At 53.1% G+C, this 24,154-nt stretch carries 13 protein-coding genes; 12 read left to right on the top strand and 1 reads right to left on the bottom strand.

The window, feature by feature from the left end:
- The first annotated feature begins 116 nt into the window (after window positions 1-116).
- The 5 genes from LH23_RS18000 to LH23_RS17980 all read left to right on the top strand — a co-directional run bounded on the left by LH23_RS18000 (window position 117) and on the right by LH23_RS17980 (window position 18,416).
- A complete protein-coding gene (locus LH23_RS18000; protein WP_039294140.1) occupies window positions 117-1,778 on the top strand; it encodes a ShlB/FhaC/HecB family hemolysin secretion/activation protein in 1,662 nt (553 codons plus the stop codon).
- Window positions 1,779-1,787: 9 nt separating this feature from the next.
- On the top strand, window positions 1,788-16,844 hold the full coding sequence (locus LH23_RS17995) for a hemagglutinin repeat-containing protein (RefSeq protein WP_039294138.1): 15,057 nt from the start codon (window positions 1,788-1,790) through the stop codon (window positions 16,842-16,844).
- On the top strand, window positions 16,844-17,209 hold the full coding sequence (locus tag LH23_RS17990) for a DUF596 domain-containing protein (RefSeq protein WP_208330149.1): 366 nt from the start codon (window positions 16,844-16,846) through the stop codon (window positions 17,207-17,209). Before LH23_RS17995 ends, LH23_RS17990 begins: the two co-directional genes overlap by 1 nt.
- A gap of 392 nt (window positions 17,210-17,601) precedes the next feature.
- Window positions 17,602-18,099 carry a hypothetical protein gene (locus LH23_RS24195; protein WP_039294134.1) on the top strand — a complete coding sequence of 166 codons (498 nt, stop codon included), beginning with the start codon at window positions 17,602-17,604 and terminating at the stop codon, window positions 18,097-18,099.
- Window positions 18,099-18,416, top strand: a complete 318-nt coding sequence (locus LH23_RS17980; RefSeq protein ID WP_039294132.1) for a hypothetical protein — start codon at window positions 18,099-18,101, stop codon at window positions 18,414-18,416. Before LH23_RS24195 ends, LH23_RS17980 begins: the two co-directional genes overlap by 1 nt.
- Before the next feature lie 44 nt (window positions 18,417-18,460).
- On the opposite strand, the gene LH23_RS23835 is transcribed toward LH23_RS17980, so the two are convergent.
- Window positions 18,461-18,901: a SymE family type I addiction module toxin gene (locus tag LH23_RS23835; RefSeq protein ID WP_081946126.1), complete on the bottom strand. Its 441-nt coding sequence runs from the start codon at window positions 18,899-18,901 to the stop codon at window positions 18,461-18,463.
- A gap of 362 nt (window positions 18,902-19,263) precedes the next feature.
- On the opposite strand from LH23_RS23835, the gene LH23_RS17970 reads away from it, so the two are divergent.
- The 7 genes from LH23_RS17970 (at window position 19,264) to LH23_RS17945 (ending at window position 23,841) form a co-directional block, all read left to right on the top strand.
- Window positions 19,264-19,521 carry a hypothetical protein gene (locus tag LH23_RS17970; RefSeq protein ID WP_039294130.1) on the top strand — a complete coding sequence of 86 codons (258 nt, stop codon included), beginning with the start codon at window positions 19,264-19,266 and terminating at the stop codon, window positions 19,519-19,521.
- Between the two features lie 376 nt (window positions 19,522-19,897).
- Window positions 19,898-21,160 (top strand): VENN motif pre-toxin domain-containing protein, encoded by a 1,263-nt coding sequence (locus tag LH23_RS24325; protein WP_231560147.1) that lies wholly within the window; start codon window positions 19,898-19,900, stop codon window positions 21,158-21,160.
- 480 nt (window positions 21,161-21,640) lie between these two features.
- Entirely contained in the window at window positions 21,641-22,084 is a 444-nt protein-coding gene (locus LH23_RS24190) for a VENN motif pre-toxin domain-containing protein (protein ID WP_197062495.1), read from the top strand.
- A gap of 248 nt (window positions 22,085-22,332) precedes the next feature.
- Window positions 22,333-22,659: a hypothetical protein gene (locus LH23_RS24185; protein WP_197062494.1), complete on the top strand. Its 327-nt coding sequence runs from the start codon at window positions 22,333-22,335 to the stop codon at window positions 22,657-22,659.
- 9 nt (window positions 22,660-22,668) lie between these two features.
- Entirely contained in the window at window positions 22,669-22,869 is a 201-nt protein-coding gene (locus LH23_RS17950) for a hypothetical protein (protein ID WP_039294127.1), read from the top strand.
- 92 nt (window positions 22,870-22,961) lie between these two features.
- A complete protein-coding gene (locus LH23_RS24320; protein WP_071842746.1) occupies window positions 22,962-23,237 on the top strand; it encodes an HNH/endonuclease VII fold putative polymorphic toxin in 276 nt (91 codons plus the stop codon).
- Entirely contained in the window at window positions 23,206-23,841 is a 636-nt protein-coding gene (locus LH23_RS17945) for a hypothetical protein (protein ID WP_071842745.1), read from the top strand. Before LH23_RS24320 ends, LH23_RS17945 begins: the two co-directional genes overlap by 32 nt.
- The last annotated feature ends 313 nt before the right edge of the window (window positions 23,842-24,154 follow it).

Below are 24,154 nucleotides of genomic sequence, written 5' to 3'. Positions count from 1 at the left end.
AATTACACTTAAAGCAAATTCACTACCAATATTAATAGGGCGTTTATTTAAGACTTTTCTTATTTATTGCTGCGCTGGCATACTAAAAAGAAATGACAAAAATAGACTCTTATTTTATGCGCCATTATTACAAAGCCGCCTTCCTGTGCGCGCTTTTTTACTCTGACCTAAGCTATGCCGCGCCGCTAACGCCTGCCGATCGGGACACTATTCAGCAGCAACAGCAGGATTTGTTGTTGCAGAACAGGCAACAGCGAGAGGAGATTCAGCGCAGCCTCCAGCCTCGACTGGCAAGCCCTGTTGTCAATCCTGACCAGGGGCCCTGTTTCAGCATTCGTCATATTGAGATTGATAATACGACTCTGCTTTCCGAACCGGCCCGCAACCGCTTAATTACTCCCTATATTAATCAATGCCTCAGCATGGCGAAAATCAATCAGCTGACCCGGGATATTTCTGACTGGTATATCAGCCGCGGATATATCACCAGCCGTGCATTTTTGACCGAACAAGATCTTTCGGAGGGAACGCTGCATATTGCAGTGCTGGAAGGCAAGCTACAGGCCATTCGTATTGAAGGAGCACCTTCACGCCAGCTAACAATGGCGTTTCCGGGGCTGGAAGGGAAAATACTTAACCTGCGTGATATTGAGCAGGGGATGGAGCAAATAAACCGGTTACGTGCCGCGCCGGTACAAATTGAAATATTGCCGGGTGAAAAGGCCGGGGAATCCATTGTTAATCTTACGGCGACGCCTGAGTTTCCACTTTCCGTAGCCGCGGGGTTTGATAATAGCGGGCAAAAAAGCACCGGTACCGGGCAACTTACCGCCTCACTGACCGCCAATAACCCGCTGGGGCTGGCCGATAAATGGTTTATCAGCGGTGGGCGCAGCAGCGATTTTGCAAGCGACCATGATGCCCAAAGCTTTCAGGCCGGGGTGAACGTGCCCTGGGGTTATAGCCTCGTCGATTACAGTTACAGCTGGAGCGACTACCTCACCACCCTGGATAACAAAGGTTATCTGTGGCGTTCGACGGGCCGCGCCGAAACGCATCGCCTGAACCTCTCCCACGTGCTCTACCGAAACGGGGACTTAAAAACCGCCGCCTCCGTCGGCCTGACTCACCGGATCGGCCGCAACTACCTGAATGACGCGCCGCTGCTCAGCAGTAGCCGGAAGCTAACCAGCCTGCAATTCGGCCTTAACCACACGCAGAAAATCGCGGGCGGCGTGGCAACCCTGAACCCGTCATTCAGCCACGGCGTGCCGTGGTTTGGGGCCGAAAACGACAACGGCAAGCAAGGCGACGTGCCAAAAGCTGAATTCAAAAAATGGAGCCTGAGCGGCAGCTTCCAGCGCCCGCTGACGCAAAAAATCTGGTGGTTAACCAGCGTCTACGGGCAATGGTCACCTGACCGATTATATGGCAGTGAGCGCTTAACGATTGGCGGTGAAAGCTCGGTGCGTGGCTTCAAAGAGCAATACCTCTCCGGCGACAACGGGGGCTATCTTCGCAATGAGCTGAACTACGCCCTGTTCAGCCTCCCTTATCTGGGTGAGGTCAGCCTGAACGCTGCCGTTGATGGCGGCTGGCTGCGCAATGACAGCGACGATAAGCAGGCTTCCGGCACGCTTTGGGGCACATCCGCTGGCCTCACGGTTGCCGGACGCTACTACTCCAGCCAGTTCACGGTTGGTACGCCAATTCATTATCCGGGCTATCTGGCGCCGGATCACCTCGTGATTTATTACCGCCTGGGCCTGGCGATTTAAGGTAAAAAAATGGATAAGCACCCCGTTGGATTAGCGAAGCGCCTGTTAAGTTACCTTATCATCTGCCTGATCGCCGGGCAGCCGGTGTTTCCGGCGGTGGCGGCGACTATCAACCCGGTCACGCCGGGTACGCAGATGGATCAGGCCGGAAACGGCGTCCCGGTCGTTAACATTGCTACGCCCAACCAGGCGGGGATCTCCCATAACCAGTTCCAGGACTATAACGTCGGAAAAGAGGGGCTGATTCTGAACAATGCCACCGGGCAGCTGACGCAAACTCAGCTCGGGGGGCTTATTCAGAACAACCCTAACCTCCGGGCCGGTCAGGAAGCGACCGGCATCATCAATGAAGTCGTCGGCGGCAATCGCTCACAGCTGCAGGGCTATACCGAAGTGGCGGGCAAGGCGGCCAACGTGATGGTCGCGAACCCCTACGGCATCACCTGTAACGGCTGCGGATTTATCAACACCCCCAATGCCACGCTAACCACGGGCAAACCCCAGTTTGATGCGGCAGGCAACCTGCTGGCGCTGGATGTCAGCAAGGGCACCATCACGGTAGAAGGCCAGGGCCTGGACGCCAGCAAAAGCGATGCGCTGTCGATCATTGCCCGGGCGACGGAAGTCAACGCCGGTATTCACGCCAAAGATCTTAAGGTGACCGTGGGCGCCAACCGCGTTTCATCCACTGGTGCAGTCACGCCGATAGCCGGAGAAGGGGCTGCGCCCGTGGTGGCCGTGGATACCGGCGCGCTGGGCGGTATGTATGCCAACCGTATTCACCTTGTGTCCAGCGACAAAGGCGTGGGCGTTAACCTGGGGAACCTGAATGCGCGCCAGGGCGACATCACCCTGGATGCCAGCGGCAAGCTGGTGGTGAATAATAGCCTTGCGAGCGGCAATCTAACGGCTCAGGCGGATAACGTAGTACTGAGCGGCGAGCATAAAAGCGGAGGCGCAACGCAGGTTAATAGCCGTTCTGACATCACCGTCGCCAACGGTAAGTTAGCCAGCGACCGGGACATAACGCTGAACGGCAGCGGAAAACTGGCGCTGAACAACGGCCAGCTCGCCGCAGGCAATGACATCACTCTCAATGCCAGGGCGGTAAGCACGGATGCCGCCAGCGAAGCCAATGCAGGTGGCGCGATTCGGGCCAGCGCGGCGACACGTATGGACAATGCCGGTAAGCTGACGGCAGGGCGTGACGTAGCTGTATCCGCAGACCAGTTAATCAACAGCGGCCAAATTGCGGCCAACGGGAACCTTAACGCCAGGGCAGGCAGCTTTAACAACAGCGGTAACCTGCAGGCGCAGCGCAATATCCAGCTCGATCTCGGCTCGTTCACCCACAACGGCCAGATGCTGGCCGGGGCAGGGCTCACGGCCACGACCGGCGATGCGTGGATAGACGGCATGTTGAGCAGCGGCACCGACCAGGCATGGACCAACCGCAACGCCTTTACTGTGGGCCGAAATGGTCAACTGCTGAGTGGCGGCAATCTTGCGCTTCAGGCTGACAGTTTCAGCAATGCGGGGACGGTTAACGGCAAGCAGGATGTGACGTTAAGCAGCAATCGGTTTAACGGCTTGCAGGGAAGCGCGCTGGCAAGCGGGGGCAACCTTGAGTTGCTGACTCAGCAGCTGCAAAGCGCCGGGCAAATCACCTCGCAAAAAGATCTGATATTCAAGGGCGAGCGATTTGAAACCTTAGCTGGTGGGCAATTGCAATCTGAAGGCAATCTGCTGCTGCAGGCGAATAATAGCGTCACGCTTGGCGGCACGCAGGCCGCAAAAGGGGCGCTCACGGTTAACACCGGGTCGCTGACGCACAGCGGAAGCACCAAAGGTAATACCGTTACGCTTGGAGTTAAACAGCTCGACACTAGCGGAAATATTCAGGCTGACGGCGGGATGTCGCTCACCGCAGACAGCATTGTACAACAGGCCGGTGGCGCTCTGCTGGCACAGAAGAATTTAGAGATTAATGCCCAGAATCTTACCAACCGGGGTTCGCTGGACAGCGATGTTTTGACACTGGCGATCGCGGGGAATATCGACAACCAGGTCAGTGGGAAAATCACCGCCCGCAAGGATCTGAACAGTACCTCCGATAGCTTTAACAACGATGGGCAGGTCGCGGCTTCCACGCTTGATCTGACTGCGCAGACCGCCCTGACCAACACCGGCAGCCTGCTGGCAGAGAAAAACCTGAATGCCACGGCGGCGCAGCTAAAAAACACCGGGCAGTTGGGCGCTGCCTCCCTCAACCTGAAAACAACCTCTTTGGACAACGGCGGGCTGCTTCAGGGCGGCCAGAGCCTGACGTTAACCGCCGCGGAGCTGACTAACCGAAGCGGCGGCAAAATCATCAGCGGCAGCGGCCTGGCGCTCAGCATCCCTCAGCTCACCAATGCAGGACTGATTTCCGTTCAGCAGGGGCTGGCCATTGAGAGCCTGATGCTGGCTAACAGCGGCAATATTGAATCGCAGGCCATGACACTGAATGCGGGCCGGCAGTTAGACAACCAGGCCAGTGGTGCACTGTTGGCGAAAGAGGCGCTCTCGATCACGGCTGACAACGTCAATAACGCCGGGAGCCTGCAGGGAAAAAATCTCGCGATCGGCGCGGGGCGATGGAATAACAGCGGGCTGACCAGCGGAAGCGAGAGCTTAACGGCCAGCGTCAGCGGGGAACTGAATAACGACCCGCAAGGAAAAATCATTGTCGGTCAGCCGGACGGTGAGGGTGTCATCTCGGGCGGCCAGTTTGATCTCAACGCCGGGAGCGTGACCAATGCCGGCTGGCTGCAAAGCGGCGGCGGCATGAACGTCACCGTCCAGGCCCTGGTGAACGCGGGGGTGATTTCCGCCAACCAGGCTGTGACCCTCGAAGGGCTGACGCTCGATAACCGGGGCCGTATTGAGGCGCAGGATCTTCAACTGAAACTGCGTGACAAAGTCAATAACTTTGCCGGTGCCGTGCTGGTGGCAAAACGCAATCTGCAGCTTTCCTCATCTGAATTAGATAACGCGGGCCAGTTAATTGCGGACAACGCCGTGCTGGACGCACAAAACGTCTCTAACACGGGCTTGCTGCAAGGGGATTCCGCGCTCAACGCCACAAGCGATACGTTCAATAACGCCGAAGGCGGCACCGTATTGGCCGAAAAAGCACTGACGCTTGCCGCTCGCCAGATGACCAATGCAGGAGATATTCAGGCCGACAGCGCAACGCTAAAAACCAGCCAGATGACCAACAGCGGCAAGCTGCTTGGCTTGTCCATCCTCAACCTGACCGCGACAGATAACCTTGTTAACACCGGTAAAATCCTCGGTAAGGACAAGCTCGCGCTGACCAGTAACAGCCTCGATAACCGGGGCTCGCTGGCGGCGGCTGACCTCAGCGTTGAAAGCCAGCGTAACGTCAACAGCGGCCTGTTGCAGGGCGAAAAATCGCTGCGTCTTGGCGCCACGGTGCTGAATAACCTCGCGCAGGGGAAAATCATCAGCGGCAGCGGACTGTCGCTGTCTATTCCTGAGCTGAACAATGCCGGGCTGATTTCCGTCGAACAAGGGCTGATGGTCGACGGGGTGAATCTCACCAACAGCGGCAACATTGAAGCCAGCGACGTGAAGCTGGGGCTGACGCAAGGGCTGGATAATCAGGCTGGCGGCGTGCTCCTCGCCGACAACACGCTCTCGGTGACGGCGGCAAAAGGCAGCAACGCCGGGAAACTGATCGCCAACAATACCACCCTGGCGGTTGGCGACCTGACTAATACCGGATTGCTCCAGGGTAACAACAGCATTAGCGCCGGGGGCAGGACGCTGACTAACGGTGGCGCAGGCCAGCTGTTAAGTGACGGCAATATCGACGTGACGGCTGCGCGTCTGGATAACGCCGGTCGGCTGCAGGGCAGAAATATCACGCTCACCGGCGGGCAAAATGGCGGTGAAAACACGGGGCAGATCCTTGGCCGCGAAGCGCTGAATATTTTATTCGGCGGGGCGTTCAACAACGGCGGTCGGCTGATTAGCCAGAATTATCTCGGCCTGAAGACCGGGCCGCTCCGCAATACCGGCATTATCGCCGCTTCTGCCCTGGACATTGATGCCGGACAAGCCCAGGCAAGCAACAGCGGCCTGATTCAGGCCGACGGAAAACTTAATCTAACGGCCACGTCGCTGCAAAACGACAAAGGTGCCACGGTGGCGGGCGGGGATGACGTCACCCTGACGCTGCCCGAACTCAACAACGCGGGCACGATTTCTGCCGGCAAACATCTTCAGCTCGACGGGAGAAATTTAGATAACCTCGGGGCCATCGACGCCCAGAACCTGGATTTGAACCTGAGCGGGAAGTTAAACAATCAGGCGGGGGCCTCACTGCTGGCGGGCAACCAGATGGCAATGACCACTGGCGACTGGGCTAACGCCGGGCAAATTATCGGTGACAACGTCACGTTAACGACTTTGCAAGGGCAAAATGATGGCCTGCTGCAGGGCGGAAGCAGCCTGAAGCTCAACGCCACGCATTTTGGCAACGGCGCGGCAGGCAAAGTGCTGACCGGGGGCTGGCTTGATCTTCGCGGCAACCAGTGGAACAACACCGGACTGCTGCAGGGGCAAACCCTGACGCTGCAGGGCGGCGATCTGTACAATACCGGCTCGCTGTCCGGTAAAGACAGGCTGTCGATTAACACCAATAAATCGGTCACTAACGACGGGCAGATGCTGAGTCAGGGCGAGCTGCAACTTGCCACCGGCCAGCTGGATAATAATGGCGTGCTGGCCGCAACAACGGTCGGTATTCAGGCCGATGCGCTTAACAACCGGGGAACGCTGCAGGGCAACAACGGGTTAGATCTCCATACTGCCGCCGTGACAAACAGCGGCACGCTGTTGGCGAAGCAGGCGCTGAATATTATCGGCACAAACTTCGACAACAGTGGCATCGTCCAGGGTGACGCGCTCACCCTTGCCCTGCAAAACGGACTTACCAACCAGGCGACAGGGAAACTGCTGGCAGCCGGCACGCTTGATTTCAGTGGGGAGTCGCTGAGCAATGGCGGCGCGGTGGCAGCGGATAACGCGCGCCTGGCGGTCAACATTTTCAATAATAGCGGGCTGGTGCAGGGCAATCATAGTCTGTCGCTCTCCGGGGCCAGTCGCCCTCAGATGATACTGCTGAGAAGTTTTGCCGCAGCTCCGCCTCAGACGGTTCGTGTTCTGAATAACCTGAGCGGCGGGAAGCTGTTCAGCGGCGGCCAGCTCGACATTGCCGCTAACGACGTAAACAACACCGGCACCGTTCAGGCCCGGGACAATCTGACCTTCACCGCAGGCAGCCTGAGCAACCAGGGGACGCTTTCGGCGGGTAATTTAACGCTGGATATCGCCTGGCAGTTAAATAACCAAAACGGCGGCAAACTACTGGCAGCAGACACGCTCCACAGCCAGAGCGAAACCCTGGCGAACAGCGGCGTGATTGCCGCCGACAAGCTTGACCTTAGCAGCAACCGCATTGATAACCAGGGCGTGCTCCAGGGCGACAATGCCCTGGCGCTGAATACTCCGCAGTTCAATAACCTGGCAGGCGGGCAGATCGTGAGCGGCAGCCCGCTGAGCCTGACCATTCCGCAGATGGTCAACCTGGGTTTGATCTCCGTCAAAGAGGCGCTCACGCTTTCCGGCGCGAGCCTGGATAACCAGGGCATGCTGCAGGGCGGTAGCCTGGCGCTGAACTTTACCGACAGCATCCTCAATCGCAATGCGGCCAAACTTCTGGCAGAGAGAGGCCTGACTCTGCAAACAGCCAGCCTTAACAATCAGGGCACGCTGGCAGGTGACGCCGTTCAGATAACGACGAATACCCTGAACAACGCGGGCCTGCTGCAGGGTAATACGGCGCTGACCCTGGCCTCGGGCATGCCATCCACGCTGACGGTCTCCAACCAGAACGACGGGAGAATACTGACCGGCGGGGCGCTGGCGCTTAACCTGTCGACGCTCGCCAATCAGGGAACCCTGCTGGCGCAGCAGGGAATGACGGTCAATGCCGATACCGTGGACAACCATGGCACGCTGCAGGGGCAAGACCTGACGGTTAACGCTGCCGCGCTGAACAACCTGTCCGGCGGCAAAATGCTCGCGGGCGGGCAACTGGCGCTGAACGGCCAAAAGATTAGCAACGCCGGGATTATGCAGGGGCAGAGCCTGGGCGTGAAGGCGACTGACTGGGGCAATAGCGGCAGCGCGCTCGGCCTCAACGGGCTGACGGCTCAGGTTGATAACCAACTGACCAACGGCGGGCGTTTGCTCAGCCAGGGCGTGAGCCAGATAACCGCCGGAACGTTAAACAACACCGGCGCAGTGTTGAGCGAAGGGGATTTAACGCTCAGCGGCGGCGCGCTGCTGAACCGCGGCAATATTCAGGGCAGCAACCTCACGGCCAACAACACGGCAATAGACAACGCGGGTTCGGTCATTGGCCTGAAGTCGCTGACCCTGCAGCCTCAGCAGGACATCAACAACCGGCTGGGCGGCGCCATGCAAACCCAGGGCGCAATGCTGGTGTCCGGGCAGAACGTCATCAACGGCGGCCTGTGGCAGGCGCAGTACCTGAAGCTGAACGCGCAGCAACTGCAAAATAGCGGCACGCTGCAAAGTACCGGCAACCTCGATCTGGCGCTGGCGTCCGGCCTGACGAATACCGGTGCCATCACGGCCAATAACGCGGCCACCGTCACGGCTCCGGGGATAACAAACCAGGGGCAGATCCAGGCTAAAAATCTCGCGCTCAGCGGTAACGCGCTCAATAACAGCGGCAGCATCAGTGGCGTTGACGGTCTGGGCATCTCGCTGGGCGGTAACCTGGACGTACAAAGTGGCGCCAGGCTGCTGACCAATGGCCTGCTGACCGTCGGGGCTAATATCATCACCAACCTGGGCCACGTTCAGGGCAACGCGGTCACGCTCAACGCCGCCGCACTGAACAACCAGGGGCGTATAGAAGCGAACTCTGCCCTCACCGGCACGCTGAGCGGCAGCCTGGATAACGGACAAAACGCGGTGCTGTTAAGCCAGGGCAGCCTGGATCTTGGGGCGCAGCAGCTAAGCAACACCGGTACCGTTCAGGGGAACGGCAATACCCGCATCGATTTGCGTGAGCGCGGCAACAACCAGGGCCAGCTCCTGAGCGGCGGCACGCTGACGCTTAATGCGCCAGGGTTTAGCAATGGCGGTTGGGTTCAGGGCTATGGGCTTTGGCTGAATGCTGGCTCGCTGAGCAACAGCGGGACGGTGCTGGCGCAGCAGCAGGGGACGATCGGCGGCAGTTATATCCTGAATAACGGCATGCTGCAGGGGGGCAATTTAACCGTTAATCCAGGACAACTGGATAACAACGGCACCGTGTATGCCACGCAGAACCTGGGCATCACGGCCAGCCAGGTTAACAGCTCTGCCGGGGCGCGGCTGCTTAGCCAGGGTAATATGGGGATCAACGCCGGGAATACCAGCCTGCAGGGGCAGGTGGCGGCGCTGGGCAACCTGTCGCTTAACAGCCAGGGCAGCTACAACCAGCTGACCACGCTGGCGGCTGGCAATACGCTGGCGGTCAGTAGCCAGGGGGATATTAACGTCAATGGCCTGATGCAGGGCCAGGGCGTGCAGCTCTCTGCCGCAGGCACGTTGAATAATAACGGGCAGGTGCGTGCGGGCTACGGCGAAAGCCACCTCAGTGCCGGGCAGCTTAATCTGAACGGCGCGGGCAGCGTGCAGGCAGGCGGGACGCTGCGCCTGACCAGCCAGAACGGTATCAACAACGCGGGCTTCGTCGGCACCGCCGGTGATTTAATTGCCAGCGCGGGCGGCACGCTGCTCAACAGCGCGCTGCTGTATGCGGGCAATAACATGAGCCTGTTTGCCAACAGCATTCGCAACTACCGCGGCGATATTCTGGCTGGCAACAGCCTGTGGATGCAGCGTGATGCGGCGGGCAACGCCAACGCGGAAGTGGTGAATACCTCAGGAAATATTGAGACGCAGAATGGCGATATTTCTATTCGCACCGGGCATTTATTGAATGAGCGGGACGGTATTTCAGAATCTCGTAGTTACCTGCCAGCTAATAATGTTTCAAATGACTTAACGTCTTTAAATGTAAAAGTTGTTGAACTGGGTGATGGGAATTGGGGATTTTATCAAGAGTTTCACGGTTCGACACAGGGAGGAAGTGTCACATCAACTGTTGCACCTACTAACGCAGGAGCGACAAAAAGAGTACTTACAGGGTCCACAATCGTTAATGTTGTGGCCAGTGGTGATGCGTCGCGTATTTCTTCAAATAGAAATCTAAATATTTATGCAAATAATCTTGAAAATAGAGCCAGTAATTTACTTGCCGGGAATGTAATAAATCTTACAGGTTCGACAATGAATAACCAGTCGTATTTTGGTTATGCAGACGATGAGTATCATGTTTATAAATATAGTGGTCGTTTAGCGAATATTGTGGCTACGCCACAGACTATAAATGAAATTTATAATAAAAGGGCGTCAAGGGATCGTTGGGTAACATATTATCTTAATGGTGCTCCAGAACATGTTAGACGTGATACGGGACAGACCTTCCGCTCAGTCATTCAGGCCGGTGGCGCAGTCGTCGCCAACTTTAGCAACAACATCAGCAATACGTCTGTCTCAGCGAATACGCCAGGGTATACCCCAGGCCGCAGCGCGCCGGGGCTTAATTTAGCCGGTGGCCCAGGCGTCACTGGCGGTGCGCAGGCCACCGATCTAAAAACGGGCACCAGTAATACCGTGGCCGCACCGCAGGCAACGATCAATTTGCCTGGCCGCGGGATTGGCAGTATCGAAAACCCAACCGGAAACGGCGGATTAGCCGCCGTGGATAACCGGCCACAGAATGGCGCGGACTATGGGCAGGCCGGCGGTAAGATCACCGATATAAATCTCAGTCAGCAGGGCGGGTCCGGTATCGATTTAGCGGGCAACGCGACGGGTCTGGCGGATTCGAAGGCGAATGGTGGCAATCTCACACCTGTCAACGGTGAGGTTGTCGAGCTGACCAAACAGCAATCGGGTGAGTCGTCTCGTCAAAAAAATGATGAGATTGCCACCGCTGCCGCTCAGGTGATAGCGCAATCCAGCGGAGGTAAAACACCCCCACCGCCGGGATATGATTATCGCCCTATTGAGCTGACGGATATTTCGGCGATTACCTCGAAGCTGACGGCCAGCGGGTCGCCAATTAAGCTCAGCGATTATCCGCTGCCTGCCGGCAATAACGGCTATTTTGTGGTCAATAAAGATCCGAAAAGCCCGTACCTGATCGTCACCAACCCCAAACTGGACAGTCTTGGAAAGTTGGACAACAGCCTGTTCAACGATATCTACAAGCTTGCCGGAATGGCCGGGCCAAACGCACCTCAGGAAACGCGCGCCACTTATACCGATACCAATAAATTCCTCGGCTCGGATTATTTCCTCGCTCGACTGAACCTGCGCCCGGAATATGACTACCGTTTCCTGGGGGATGCGGCCTTTGATACCCGCTATGTCAGCAATCAAATCCTGAATCAGACCGGGAACCGCTACGTGAACGGCGTCGGTTCCGATCTGGAGCAGATGCAGTACCTGATTGACCATGCCGCTCAGGCTCGTGACAAACTGAGCTTAAAGCTGGGCGTCAGCCTTTCCGCTGACCAGGTCGCGGCGCTTGATTCCAGCATCCTGTGGTGGGAAAACGCGGTAATCGACGGGCAAAACGTCCTCGTGCCTAAACTGTATATCTCTCCGAAGGACGTTGCGGTGAATAACGGCAGCGTGATCGCCGGGAATCAGACGATCCTCAACGCCGGGAATATCACCAACGACGGCAGTACGCTGCAGGGCAAAACGCTGCTGAGCGCCAGCAGCCAGAACACCATCAGCAATATTAACGGCGGGGCAATTAATTCGGGCGGTAGCCTGCAGCTCAGCGCGCTGGGGGATATCAACAATATTGGCTCCACTATCGCCGGGCAGAAAGTCAGTCTTGAGAGCGTGGGCGGCAGCATCATTAACCAGACGCTGACCCACCAATGGGATACGGGGGGCAAGGCCAGCGGGCGTAATAACCCGGTTCTGGCATTCTCGAATACAGAAGTAGGCCCACTGGCTTCTATTACAGCCACTGACAGCCTGAGCCTCATCGCGGGTAAAGACATCCTCAATACCGGCGCTAACCTCAGCGCAGGTGGCGATATGCTGCTGAAGGCGCTGGATAACATCTCCCTTACTGGCAACCAGCTTGTTGAGCGCAAGCAGGTTGGTAATTATTTTGAGCAAAACAGCACATACAAAGGAAGCTCAATCACCAGCGGGGGAACGCTTAATCTGCAAGCTGGCCGCGATATTGCTGTTAAAGCCAGTAACCTGCTTGCACAAGAGAACGTAGGGCTGCAGGCCGGGCGGGACGTTAACTTAGCGGCGGCGGAATCTACCCACAGCGATAAGTACACCGCGAAGAAAAAAGTCGATATCAACGAATCTGTGCGTCAGCAAGGCACAGAAATCGCCAGCGGCGGGAACACCACAATTATTGCCGGGCGCGATGTTAACACCCAAGCCGCGCAGGTGACGGCTCACGGGGATATCGGGGTAGGCGCAGGGCGGGACATCAACCTCGCCACGGCCACCGACAGCGACTATCACTACGACGAAGAAACCAAAACCAAAAAAGGGTTCCTGAGCAGCAAAACGACCCACACCATCAACGAAACCAGCTCGACCCGCGAAGCCGGCACGCTGCTGAGCGGCGATAACGTGACGCTGAAAGCGGGCAACGATCTGCTGGTGAAAGGGTCAGCTGTTACCGCTGATGGCGATATTGCGCTGAAGGCCGGAAACAATGTCACAGTTGAAGCCGCCGAAGATCAAAGCTCCAGCTACAGCATGAAGAGCGTGAAGAAGAGCGGCGTGTTTGGCGGCGGCGGTCTGGGGATCACCATTGGCTCGCAATCCGCAAAAACTGAGCGTAATGGCGCAGAAGTGAAGCAAAGCGATGCGCGGAGCGTGATCGGCACCACCGGCGGGAACGTGGTTATCGATGCGGGCAAGCAGGTCACCTTGAGCGCGGTCGACATGGTTGCAGGGCGTTCCGCCGACGATACGGCAAGAAAAACGGGCCATATTGATATTACCGGCAGCGACATTGCCATCATTCCTGGCAAAGATACCGTTCAGGAAACGGTGAAGCAGTCTCAAAAAAGCCAGGGGATCGGGATTTCCTTATCTAACCCGATTGTCGACTCGGTGCTGAATCTTCGCGATATCGTCAAAGCCCGTGGGGACGGGATCTCTCAGTTTAAAGCGCTGGCCGCGGAAGGGGCTGCATCCGTAGCTGATTTCTCACTCGGGACATCGCTGCCAATCAGCTATGGCCGCTCGTCGTCCCACAGTGAATCGCAGTTCAATGCGGAATACCTCACCGGCAGCCATCTGCAGGCGGCAGGCAATGTTCAGCTAAATGCAAAAGGCAATGCAGGCCAGGGCGATATTCTGATTAACGGCAGCCGGGTGGGGGCTGGCGAGGCGATTATTGCCGAAGCGAAGCACGACATCACCGTCAATGCGTCAACCGATCGTGAACGGCTCAGCCAGCATTCTGAGAGTAAAAGCTGGAGCGTCACCAGCGCGATGCCAACGATTGGTTCAGCGATACGCACGGTAAATGGCGGCGCCAGTCACGGCAGCAACGTGTTGCCGTTCGGCATGGAACGCTCATCGGCGAACGGCGACCGGGAAACGCAGGCTCAGACGGGATCTCAGCTCAGCGGCCGGGAAATTTATCTGAACAGCCATGAAGGACGCATAGATATTTCCGGCAGTTCTCTGGCGGCAATCAACGATCTGCTATTGTCCGCGGACAAAGGCGACATCAGCGTCACGGCCGGAAACCACACAGTGCGCGATGAGCAGCACGGCAGCCAGACGAAAGTAGGCAACCTTGGCGGCGATGGCTACAGCGGCACCGTGGGCTGGAGCAAAGGCAGTCAGTCGTCTCTGCTGGAGAGCCAACAACAAAGTACGTTGCGCAGCCAGCTTGCCAGCCAAAACGGCAATGTAGCTCTGCAGGCCGGACAGGACATCTCGCTAAGTGGGGCGGATATCAGCGCCGGGAAAACGCTTCTGCTGAACGGCGAAAACGTTCGGATTGACGTCAGTAAAGACGATCGTCATACGCAAAGTGAATCCTCTTCCACGCAATACGGTGTTAAAGGATCAACCTCAGGCGTTATCGTCAGCGCCGTGCAGGCCGCAGAAAAATCGGCCCGTTCAGTTCAGGATGGGAAAGATCCGCGCCTGACGGCTATTTATGCGGCTCAGGCGGGGCTGAATATGGCCAGCCAGACCATCCAGAATGACATGAATGCTCCTCTCGTTAAGGTGAGCGTAAGCGTTACGGCAGGAAGCTCGAAGCAGCAGCAGGAGGCAACCAGTCAGCATCAGCAGGGCAGCACGCTTCATGCCGGGGAGTCCGTCATCCTTAAAGCGCGCCAGGATATCGAAGGCGCAGGCGTTGATATTCGGGGGAAAACCGTTGTGCTGGATGCCGGGCGTGACATTACGCTCACGGCGGCACAAAACACCCAGTCGCAAAACAGCAGCAGCAGCGGTAGCCAGTTTAATGCAGGCGTGGGCTTCACATTAGGTAAGAGCCAGGACGGCGTTACGATTGAAGCTGGCTATAGCGCCAACAACAGTCATGCTAACGGCAATAGCCTGAGCAATAAGAACAGCACCGTGCACGCCGACGAGCTGCTGAGCGTCAACAGTGGGCGCGATACTGCTTTAACTGGCGCGGTATTGAGCGGGGATAAAGTTATCGCCAATATTGGGCGCGACCTGACCATTGCCAGCGTGCAGGACACCGCGAAGTATGACAGCCGCTCCACATCGTCCGGAGCCAACGTCAGCGTCTGCGTGCCGCCAATCTGCGCGGGCAATACGGTACAGGGTAGCGCCAGCTTTAGCGCGGAGAAGCTGCGTAACAATTACCAGTCTGTGTTGGAGCAAAGCGGCATTCACGCCGGGCAGAGTGGGTTTGACATTACCGTAGGCAATCACACTCAGTTGGACGGGGCGGTGATTGCCTCAGACGCAACGGCAGATAAAAACCGCCTTGATACCGGCACGCTGGGCTGGAGCGAGCTGCGTAATAAATCCGACTGGAGCGGCAACTCCGTTAACGTCTCCGTGTCGGGTGGCGCGACTCAGGACCTCAACACTGGACAGTGGTCTCCTGTTTCACAGGGGATGCCAACGACAGGCTATGGACAGAGTAAGGGCAAAGAACAGGGCACGACCAGCAGCGCAATTGCGGATGGCAGCATTGTTATTCGCGATCCTGCAGGCCAGAAGCAGGATGTCACCGATCTCAGCCGCGACACGGTAAATGCTAACCACAGCGTGAAAGACGGATTTGATGCCGATAAGGTAAGAGATCGTCTCGAGATCCAAAGAGAAACTATCGCGCTGGGCACTCAGGCTGCGGATGTCTATAAATCGGCGATGATGAAAGAGGCCGATGAGAAAAACGCTGCGCTAAAAGAGGAGTTACGTAAACAACACCCGCTGGTGACGGACACAGCGCTGGATGGCGTAGTGAAAAGTGACCCTCGCTATATTGACGCTGATAAAGAATATGGCCCTGGCAGCGACTTCTGGCGAGCAACCAGCGCCGTGACTGGCGTAATGGCGGGCGTGCTGGGGGGCAATATTCAGGGCGGTATGGCTGCCGGTGCGGCGCCTTACATGGCGAAGCTGGTGAAGGATGTTAGTCAGGGTAATGAAGCCGCTCGTATTGCGCTGCATGGTATTGTATCGGCCGGGCTCGCCAGTGCTCAGGGCGGTAACCCGCTAGCCGCAGCTGCCGGAGGTATGAGTTCGGCAGTGATGGGCGACGGCCTGGCAATGGCGTTTTACGGCAAAAAAGCCGAAGAGCTTGAGGGCAAAGAGAGGGACTTCATCAGCAACCTTGCTACCGCCATAGGCGCAGTGGCAGGCGGTAGCGTGGGTGGCGATACGTTCTCAGCCGCCAGCGGTGCAAATGCTGCCCGGGTTGAGGTTGAGAATAACTCACTGAGCGGTGACAAGACTCGTGAATCTGTTAAGAAAAGTGCAAAAGTCTGGAAAGATCTCGTCAGAGATAAACTAGGTGAAGGCCCGTTGTCAGCAATGGTTAACAGTGTGATTAATGCAGCTGCAGATACTGGTGACACAGCATTGGCGACTACTGACTATGGTGCTGATGCTGCTATGGCGCTTACAGCCTGTGCTGTGAGGGACAACTACTGTGATAAAGCTCTAAGCGATCTGTCAGGTAAGAATCAAGCGGTAGCCGACTATATTACAGCTCTGATGAAAAGTGAAACCTGGTCAGCAGTAGCGGGTACAGTGGTACAGGCATGGAACGGAAATCAGGCTGCCGTAGAAGCCACGGGCGGAGTGCTGGCCAGTATTCTTGTGCCAGGCAAGAAGCTGCCAGACAGTATTGTAGTTGCAGGAAAACTATCGGCGGAAAAAGAAGCCTTAGAAAAAATAGCACAGAACTCGAAAAACAGTACTGATTTAAGTGTTAAACCATTGGGAACAGTATTAGAACAGCAGGCAGTGAAGAAAATTGATAACCTTGCATCTCAATTTAATAATCCGGCCATACATCCAAAAGATTTTCAGTTAAACATTAATGGGAAAACGATGGTTACGGATCCAGAGCTAAGTTTAGGTGCGCCTGTATTTAAGGGGGCCACTGATGCTGATGTCATGACTTACTTTAAACAGCTTACAGGATCAGAAAATATGCCTTCGGTTAAGGTTGTTCCCGGAAAAGGTAATCTGTACTCAGTAAAAATTACAGAAGGACCTTCTGCTGGTAGTACTGTAACATTGAGAGATTTTTCAACATCAGCGCAACAGACAGGTGCTAAATGGACTATAGATTTGATGACCCCATCGATAAATGGCGGAAGAAGGGTGGAGGTTAAATTTAAATAATGAAAGATATTAATGAAATATGTTCATTGGTTATTAAAAGTTCTTATGGCCTGTCAATGGGAACTATATGGCAGCATATCAGTGTTGAATGTGCTGAGATTTCTGATAATTACGCCTTCAGAAAGAAAGTGTTTTTTTGTATATTGACCAGACTATTAACTGAGAAAAAAATAAAATTAGCGGTGAATGGTGTTTTTTTATCGGGCTCTGTTGAGCAACAAGTATTGATGATACAAGCAGCTTGGCCACCATACCCATGCGAAGAGGAAGATGATGATTTAGATGAGTATGGTATGTGGTTTTTGGTTAAAGCTCCTGCCGGAGTGGTATGGTTATCATCCGATGGTAAAGAGTTATGGACCTAAAATAATGTCTATCCCGCCCACAGCTGGCGGGATTTTTTTTGCCTGTCAGATTACCTACGGAGTTATTGCAATCATTACCTCGGCAGCTAGTCGTCAATCTCCGAGCGCAAACTTGAGCAGCAGACAGCCTCTGTAGCATAGTGATAAAAAAACCGGCATTGCCGTGTTTCTCTTAAGCGCTAGTCCGTCTGAGGTATCGTGCGAGGCTGCCTTCTTTATCCATGGCAACATAGATAAATATCGCCTCGGTGGCTTTATTGCGCTGGCCGATCGGCCCGGAAAAAGCCAACACCTTCTGAGATTGAACGTTTTTTGATAGGGGGTGTGGTTATGTTCATCAAACTTGAACTTGTCCTAATAGTCTCGGTGATGACCTCATACGCGGTGGTGGTATGGGCGGTGGCACCGCAGGCGGTGCGGCAGATGCGGGCCTTGGGGTTATTATTGGTGAAATGCTTGGTGGTGGTGACAATAAGCAAAGCCAACCGAATGTAGGCAAGGACCTGTCGGATGATGACAAAGCCGAATACGGTGGCGCGGGTTCAGGAACGCCAGGTGGCTGGGGGCCAGAAGATGAGGGGAATGCACGGAGCCAGCAATCAGCTGAAATAGCGAAGAAAGATGTTGAGAAGTTGGGATATGATATCAAAAAAGTATCCCATATATTTGCAGATAAGCATCAAGTCAGTAGCCTTATAAAAGAGTTTGGTTCTCAGGAAGCAGCTTTAAAAGAAATGCATAATGCAGCTCAACCTTTGGCTAGAAATTCGGGTTCTTATCAAACAGGGAGTTGGGTAACAGTACGTGTTGGTAACAGCAATGTAAGTGTCAAGGACATTGCTGTTAATGGTGAATTCAGAATATCAACAGCGCCTTTGAGGCCGTTCTAATGCAGTTATTGGATGAAGAATATTTCGCGTTGACCTTTGCACTCGGTGAAGAATTGGTTTTTCAATTGGATAGTGCTGAGGTTTTAGAAAGGAATAGAACGGGTGTTGGATTTTTTACCACGGTACAGCTCAACCAGCCTTTCTCTAAAATAAATAAAGAAAAACGCTATTGGGAACGTAACTTTGAGCATAAAAAACTACCATATGGTGGTTGTTTTATGGTTAGTCTGGTTACATCAAATCAGTTGGAAATTGAAGCTGTTGCATTTGAAAGTTCCTGGCCAGAACCTTATGAGAGAGATGAATTTATTGGTTAGATGATAATCCCAACTTCTCGCGGTTGGGATATTCACGTTAAAGCTCAGTCCTTACCCCGCTTCAGGCAGTCATAGCGGGGTGACTCCCGCCTGATAACCGGGATATCGCCGGTGTCGTTCAACGCCCCAGGGAAGCTTTTTATCCACTGCTGCATCTTCTTCTTGTTGAAATGTGTGACGCTTAACCCCTCAGCACAACCCCAAAGTTCGCGACTGTTCTGGGCGGTGATCACAATGCAGTCCGGCATCACCCGAATTTTTATCGGCATACCCGGTGTAAACCCGGCTTGTGAAATCCATTCACCCTGAAGTGGCAGATAGTCGTACCGCACCCGGTCGTAAAACTCAGTGCGGGAAGGTGGGGCTGCTGGCAAGCACTTATCTGGTTTATTGCGTACCGAATCGCAGTATTCAGCGTTATTTTCCGATGCGTTTGATTTTGTTTTGGAAATAGTGGCTTCTGGCTTAAAATTCTTCGCAGCCATGTTCAACTCCTTGTAAGTTGTATGTGGTTAGCGACATAGAGGTGGTGGTACACCTTTATGTCGCGGTACTTAATAATTAATTTCTTATGTCGTACTTCTCTTCTGTAAGCCATTCGCTTCAACACCTGAGTATTATATCATGCTGTACAAAAACACAGAGCCTGATTCACTGGCTATATCCAATCTTGCGAGGTGTCTTCTAAAAATAATACGGTGGAATGTAACGTTGCATTGTTGATAACGATTACGCTTATTTCATCTCTCTGCATTCCTTGTTGCTCAAGAAATAATAATGCCTTTAGATGGCGTGACTTTCTGACGGAAAGGAATATTGCTGCATAAATATAACGGTGGTAAGTGAAATGAACGATATGGATAAATGCTACACAATGAAATCATTTTCATATCCTGAACAGGCCTCACTGGCAGAGGGTGAATTCTCAACCAGCACTTGGTGGCGAATAAAGAAAATAAATGATTGTCAGTATGTGTTTTTCTGTTTGTCAGGCAATCAAGGAACTGAAGAGAAAAGAGTGGAAATAACAGAAAGTGAATATAATCAATTGATTAATGGTGGTTTAACTTCGAATGAAATCTGTCTAAAATATAAGATCGGCTAAATTATTCTCGTCTTCCCAGCAATATTGTTTTAATGAATAAAAAAACCGGCATTGCCGGGCTTCTCTTAAGCATTAGTCTATCTGAGGTATCGCGCGAGGCTTGCCTTCTTTGTTCACTGCCACGTAAATAAAATGGCCTCGCTGACTTTGTCGTGTTGGCCGATAGGCTCGGAAGAAACCTTTTTCACCTAAACTTTCATATTTATTAGAGTAGACGTTATCAAGCATAACGTAGAAGGCGAATCAGCAGCAGGACTTTGCCACGCTGAGTCGCGACACCGAACATGCCAACGGCAGTATCGGGCAGATCTTTAACAAAGAGGAAGAGCAAAAACGCCTGCAAACGGCGCAGCTGGTGGGTGAAATCGGCGGCCAGATGACCGGCGTGGTGGCCACCTATGGCGATCTGCAGGCGCTGGATGCCGTGCGTGCCAAAGATAGCAAATACGCCAGCATGAGCGCTGCAGAACTGCGCAATACGGAGGACTACCAGAAAGCCTTTGGCGACTACGGCATCGGCGGTAAATACCAGATGGTCGCGCAGTCGGTGAGCGGCATTCTGGCCGGCGCCGCCGGGGGCGATTTCAATAAAGCCCTGGCGGGGGGGCTGAACCCGGTGATGGCGCAGGTTATTAAGGGCGCCACTACCAAGGGTGACGAAGTCAATGAGCCTGCTAACCTGATGGCGCATGCGGTCTGGGGCGCTCTGGCGGCGCAGCTTTCAGGCGGCAATGCGGCGGCAGGTGCGGCGGGCGCCTTCAGCGGCGAACTGGCGGCGAGGCATATCGCCGCCGAGATGTTCCCCGGTAAAGATCCGGGTAATTTAACCCAGGACCAGAAACAGCTGGTTAGCCTGCTCGGCACCATGGCGGCAGGGATCGCCGGCGGCGTGGTGGGGAATAGCACCGCAGCGGCGACTACCGGCGCTCAGGTTGGGAAGAATGCTGTTGAGAATAATGGGTTAAGCCTGCCATCCGGGATGATGAATTACGGTCAGGCGGTGCTTTCCTGGAGCCAGTATGCGCAGGACAATAATTTGACAGTGGAACAAACTCAGGCGGGGCTGGATAAGCTCGCTAAAGGTGATTTACCGGATGGTGCCAATATCACCAAAGTTATCGTCAATGGATATAAAGATGGTGTGCTGATCGCGGGAGCGGCTTATTTAGGGCCAGCGGCATCGGTGGGTAAAGCTGTGGGGGGGGCCGTCATCGCAGAAATTGCTAACGGTACTTATCAGTGGTTCGATATTAACAGCGAAAAAAATCTAAGCTTGCCGGAAAACCAGCAAAAAACCTGGGATTATAAGGGAAGTGTTTCAGCAGGTATTACGGGGCTGCTGGCACCGGGGCGAGGGGTCTGGCAGAGTGTCGGTATAGCTGCAGGTGGGGCGGTGTTTAGCGATGGTGCTGATGTTGGATCTGTTGGTATCGCAGCAGGAGATGCTGGGCTGGGATGGGGATTTGGTGAGTACGCACCAAAGGCTGTTAATTTGGTAACAGGAAAGGAAGTACCTGGATTAGTATTTGATGCGATAGGTTCACTCGGAACAGAGTTTTTAGGAGGGTACACAAAAGATCTCTTAAATGCACCGGCAGTGCAAAAAAAACCTGAAAAAGAAAAGGAGCTTGAAAAATGATTCCGTATATCAAATTGTTAATTTATTCTTGCATTTTTTGTATACTGTTTTGTTTTCTTTTAGGGGCTGGGGCATCGTTCATTATATACATAAAGAATGGATATTTTCTGATTCCTGATGGACAGATAAAGAGAGCTATTATTTTTGGATGCATCGCAGGGATAGCGATTACATCGGCTACAATAGTTTTCAATTTGATAGATAAATTTAACACTAAAAAATAGCCCAGGTGTTTAGTCGTTATGATGCTGATGAAGGCGAGCCCATCAGCAGCTAAAACGCGCCTTTTTATTGATTATCTTCTTCGGGAAATCGGGGAGAAATGAGGTGGTCAGGTGGAGGGAAATAAACTGCCCGGCGTTACCGGGCAGCTGAATTAATCTGTCTGAGGTATCGCGCGAGGCTTGCCTTCTTTATCCACGGCGATATAGATAAATATTGACGCTGATAAATAATATTTTCCGGGCAGCAACTTAAGGTGTGTGGCCCGCTAGCCGCGGCTGCCGGAGGTATGAGTTCGGCGTGATGGGCGACAGCCTGGCAATGGCGTTTTACGGCAAAAAAGCCGAAGAGCTTGAGGGCAAAGAGAGGGACTTCATCAGCAACCTTGCTACCGCTATAGGCGCAGTGGCAGGCGGTAGCGTGGGTGGCGATACGTTCTCAGCCGCCAGCGGTGCAAATGCTGCCCGGGTTGAGGTTGAGAATAATAATCTGGCAGCCGTCGTGCGTCTTGGCGTCACTGCATGCTCTAAGATCGCCTCATGCCGTAATATGGTTGTGGAGAAAGGGCTGGGGGCGTTGCTGGGCATCGGCGTGGCGATAACGGCGATGGACAATCTCTCAGATGCAGACCGCACAATGTTACTGGCAGCGGCCATGACGGGTAAAGCCGATGCCATCGAGCGGCTGACCCCGGAGCAGTAGGCGGCGTATAAGGAAATGGTCGAGGGACAGAAAGCCACTCTGCTTCCGTTGCCGGCGCTTGACCGGCCGCTGGTTGACAGTACGCTGACGAACCCCATCCCGGAGCAAAACAAAGGCACGACGCTGACCACACCGGATCAGCGCGATCGAAACGGCAGCAGCCATACCGGGAATACGGATGGAAAGCCGAATACGGGCGGGAGCATTTTAGTTAACCCAGGCGCAGATCCATTCACCAAGAAGATGTTGTGTATCTGTCAGAAAATTCTAACAGTAAGATCGACAGCATTATTAACGAAACTTTGTCAGGTAAGAAAAATTTCACTAGTTCGACAACCCTTACTTCAGATGAAGCATTAGCCGCTGGATTAAAGTTCTTGGGAGCCGGATATAAAGAGATCGGTAAGTCAGGGTCAGGTGTTTATCATGGTGCCGATGGAACAAAGGAATTTAGGATAGACTCAGGTTCAATTGGCGGTGCTCATGCTCCTGGTGTTCCGCATGTTCATTTTGGTGTAAAAAATCCTGAAACTGGTAAATACATCTCCAACAATCATGTTCCTTATGAGGATTAAGTAAGCAAAATGATTTTGAACAATGGCATAGTTATTAACGGTGAGTACTCCGGATGGGAAATCCAAATTGTTGATGATACTCATGGTGATACAGGGGGGTATTATCTGATTTTACGTAATAAAGACGCTCAATCTTTTGATTATTGGTTTGAAAAAAAAGATTATCTTGATAATCAGTTAGCTGATTTTAATGTCAAATGGAACTCTTAAGAAGATTCCGGCGACGACCGGGGTTTGCACATTAAAATTCAGCCTTTATCCGACCTCCGGTAATCAAAACACAATGAGGAGGCGAGGAGTCATTGTTAAAAATAGCGACCCTTCACCTTTCAGATGTCCAGATAGCGCTATCTCTTAGTACTCCTCCCCAAAAAATTCTTCTGGCAGGCTATTTTATAATAGCCTGTTTTTTTACCTCAAAATCCCCAGGTCCCACGCAGGGTTACATCTTGGGAGGTGGTGGAACTCAGAAAGTATTTATTCGAGATGATGCTGGTGGACATTTCTTTGCAGATGATCCAAGCCAGAATCGAGGTCCGCATTTTAATGATGAAAAAGATAATCACTATAAATACTAACTATGTTAAGCGTTATGCTAAGAATATAAATGACAAAAATGATATTTGTAATTTTGATGGTTTACTTCCTGCAGTAGATGGGATTTCAGCTGTTAGTTGGGAATGGCATGGATACTCTCGCAGAGAGTATGGAGGTGAGTTATTAAAAAAAATTTTTTCTACCTTGACTGATAATGACAGCGATAATATACACTTAATGGTTCAGTTATCACCAGAACAGCCCAATACCGCGATAGTAAATTATAAAAAAACATGGGGGTTGATAGAGTCTTCAGGAGTAAAAACGGATGTCTTTTGGGGTAAGAAATCCTTTATTGATAAAGGAAATAAAGACTTGGTGTTAACAGGGGTTTGTTGTGCCGATAGTTGCATTGCCAGTGACATTCAGAAGTTAATAAATGTTGATGAAAAGCTTTTCTTTTCTAATTTGTCACCAGACTTGATTGATACTCATGTTTCTGTCAGGGGGCGGATGGAAAAATGGATTGAGAATATATTGCACAACGATGGGGTTATATTTTTTCTCTTAGGTCGATTTGATGAAAGTGACTCAGAGGTTGTTGCTATTGGTAAAGAATTTACTTTGAGGAATATCATGCGATAAATATTTTTTGTGTTTAAAAATATTTAAAGTCAGTGTTGCATTGTTAGGTGATATTTGATGCTCCTGATTGGTAAAAGATAGCCGTGGTTAGTTTCCGACAAGATTAATTCTTCTTTTGCGGATGTGCTTCTCTGGCTGTTGCGATTTATCTATATTGCCTGGACTTTAATAATAATTGATAACTAGAACCGACTGGTTTGATGCATTCTTTAAGTATTCGTTAATAAAAAACTGCATGACCGGGTTTCTCTTAAGCATTAACCTATTTGAGGTATCGCGCGAGGCTTGCCTTCTTTATCCACGGCGATATAGA

Origin of the sequence: Cedecea neteri (genome assembly GCF_000758305.1) — a bacterium.
GTDB classification, from domain to species: Bacteria; Pseudomonadota; Gammaproteobacteria; order Enterobacterales; family Enterobacteriaceae; genus Cedecea; species Cedecea neteri_C.
This window is presented reverse-complemented; position numbering and strand designations above follow the sequence as displayed.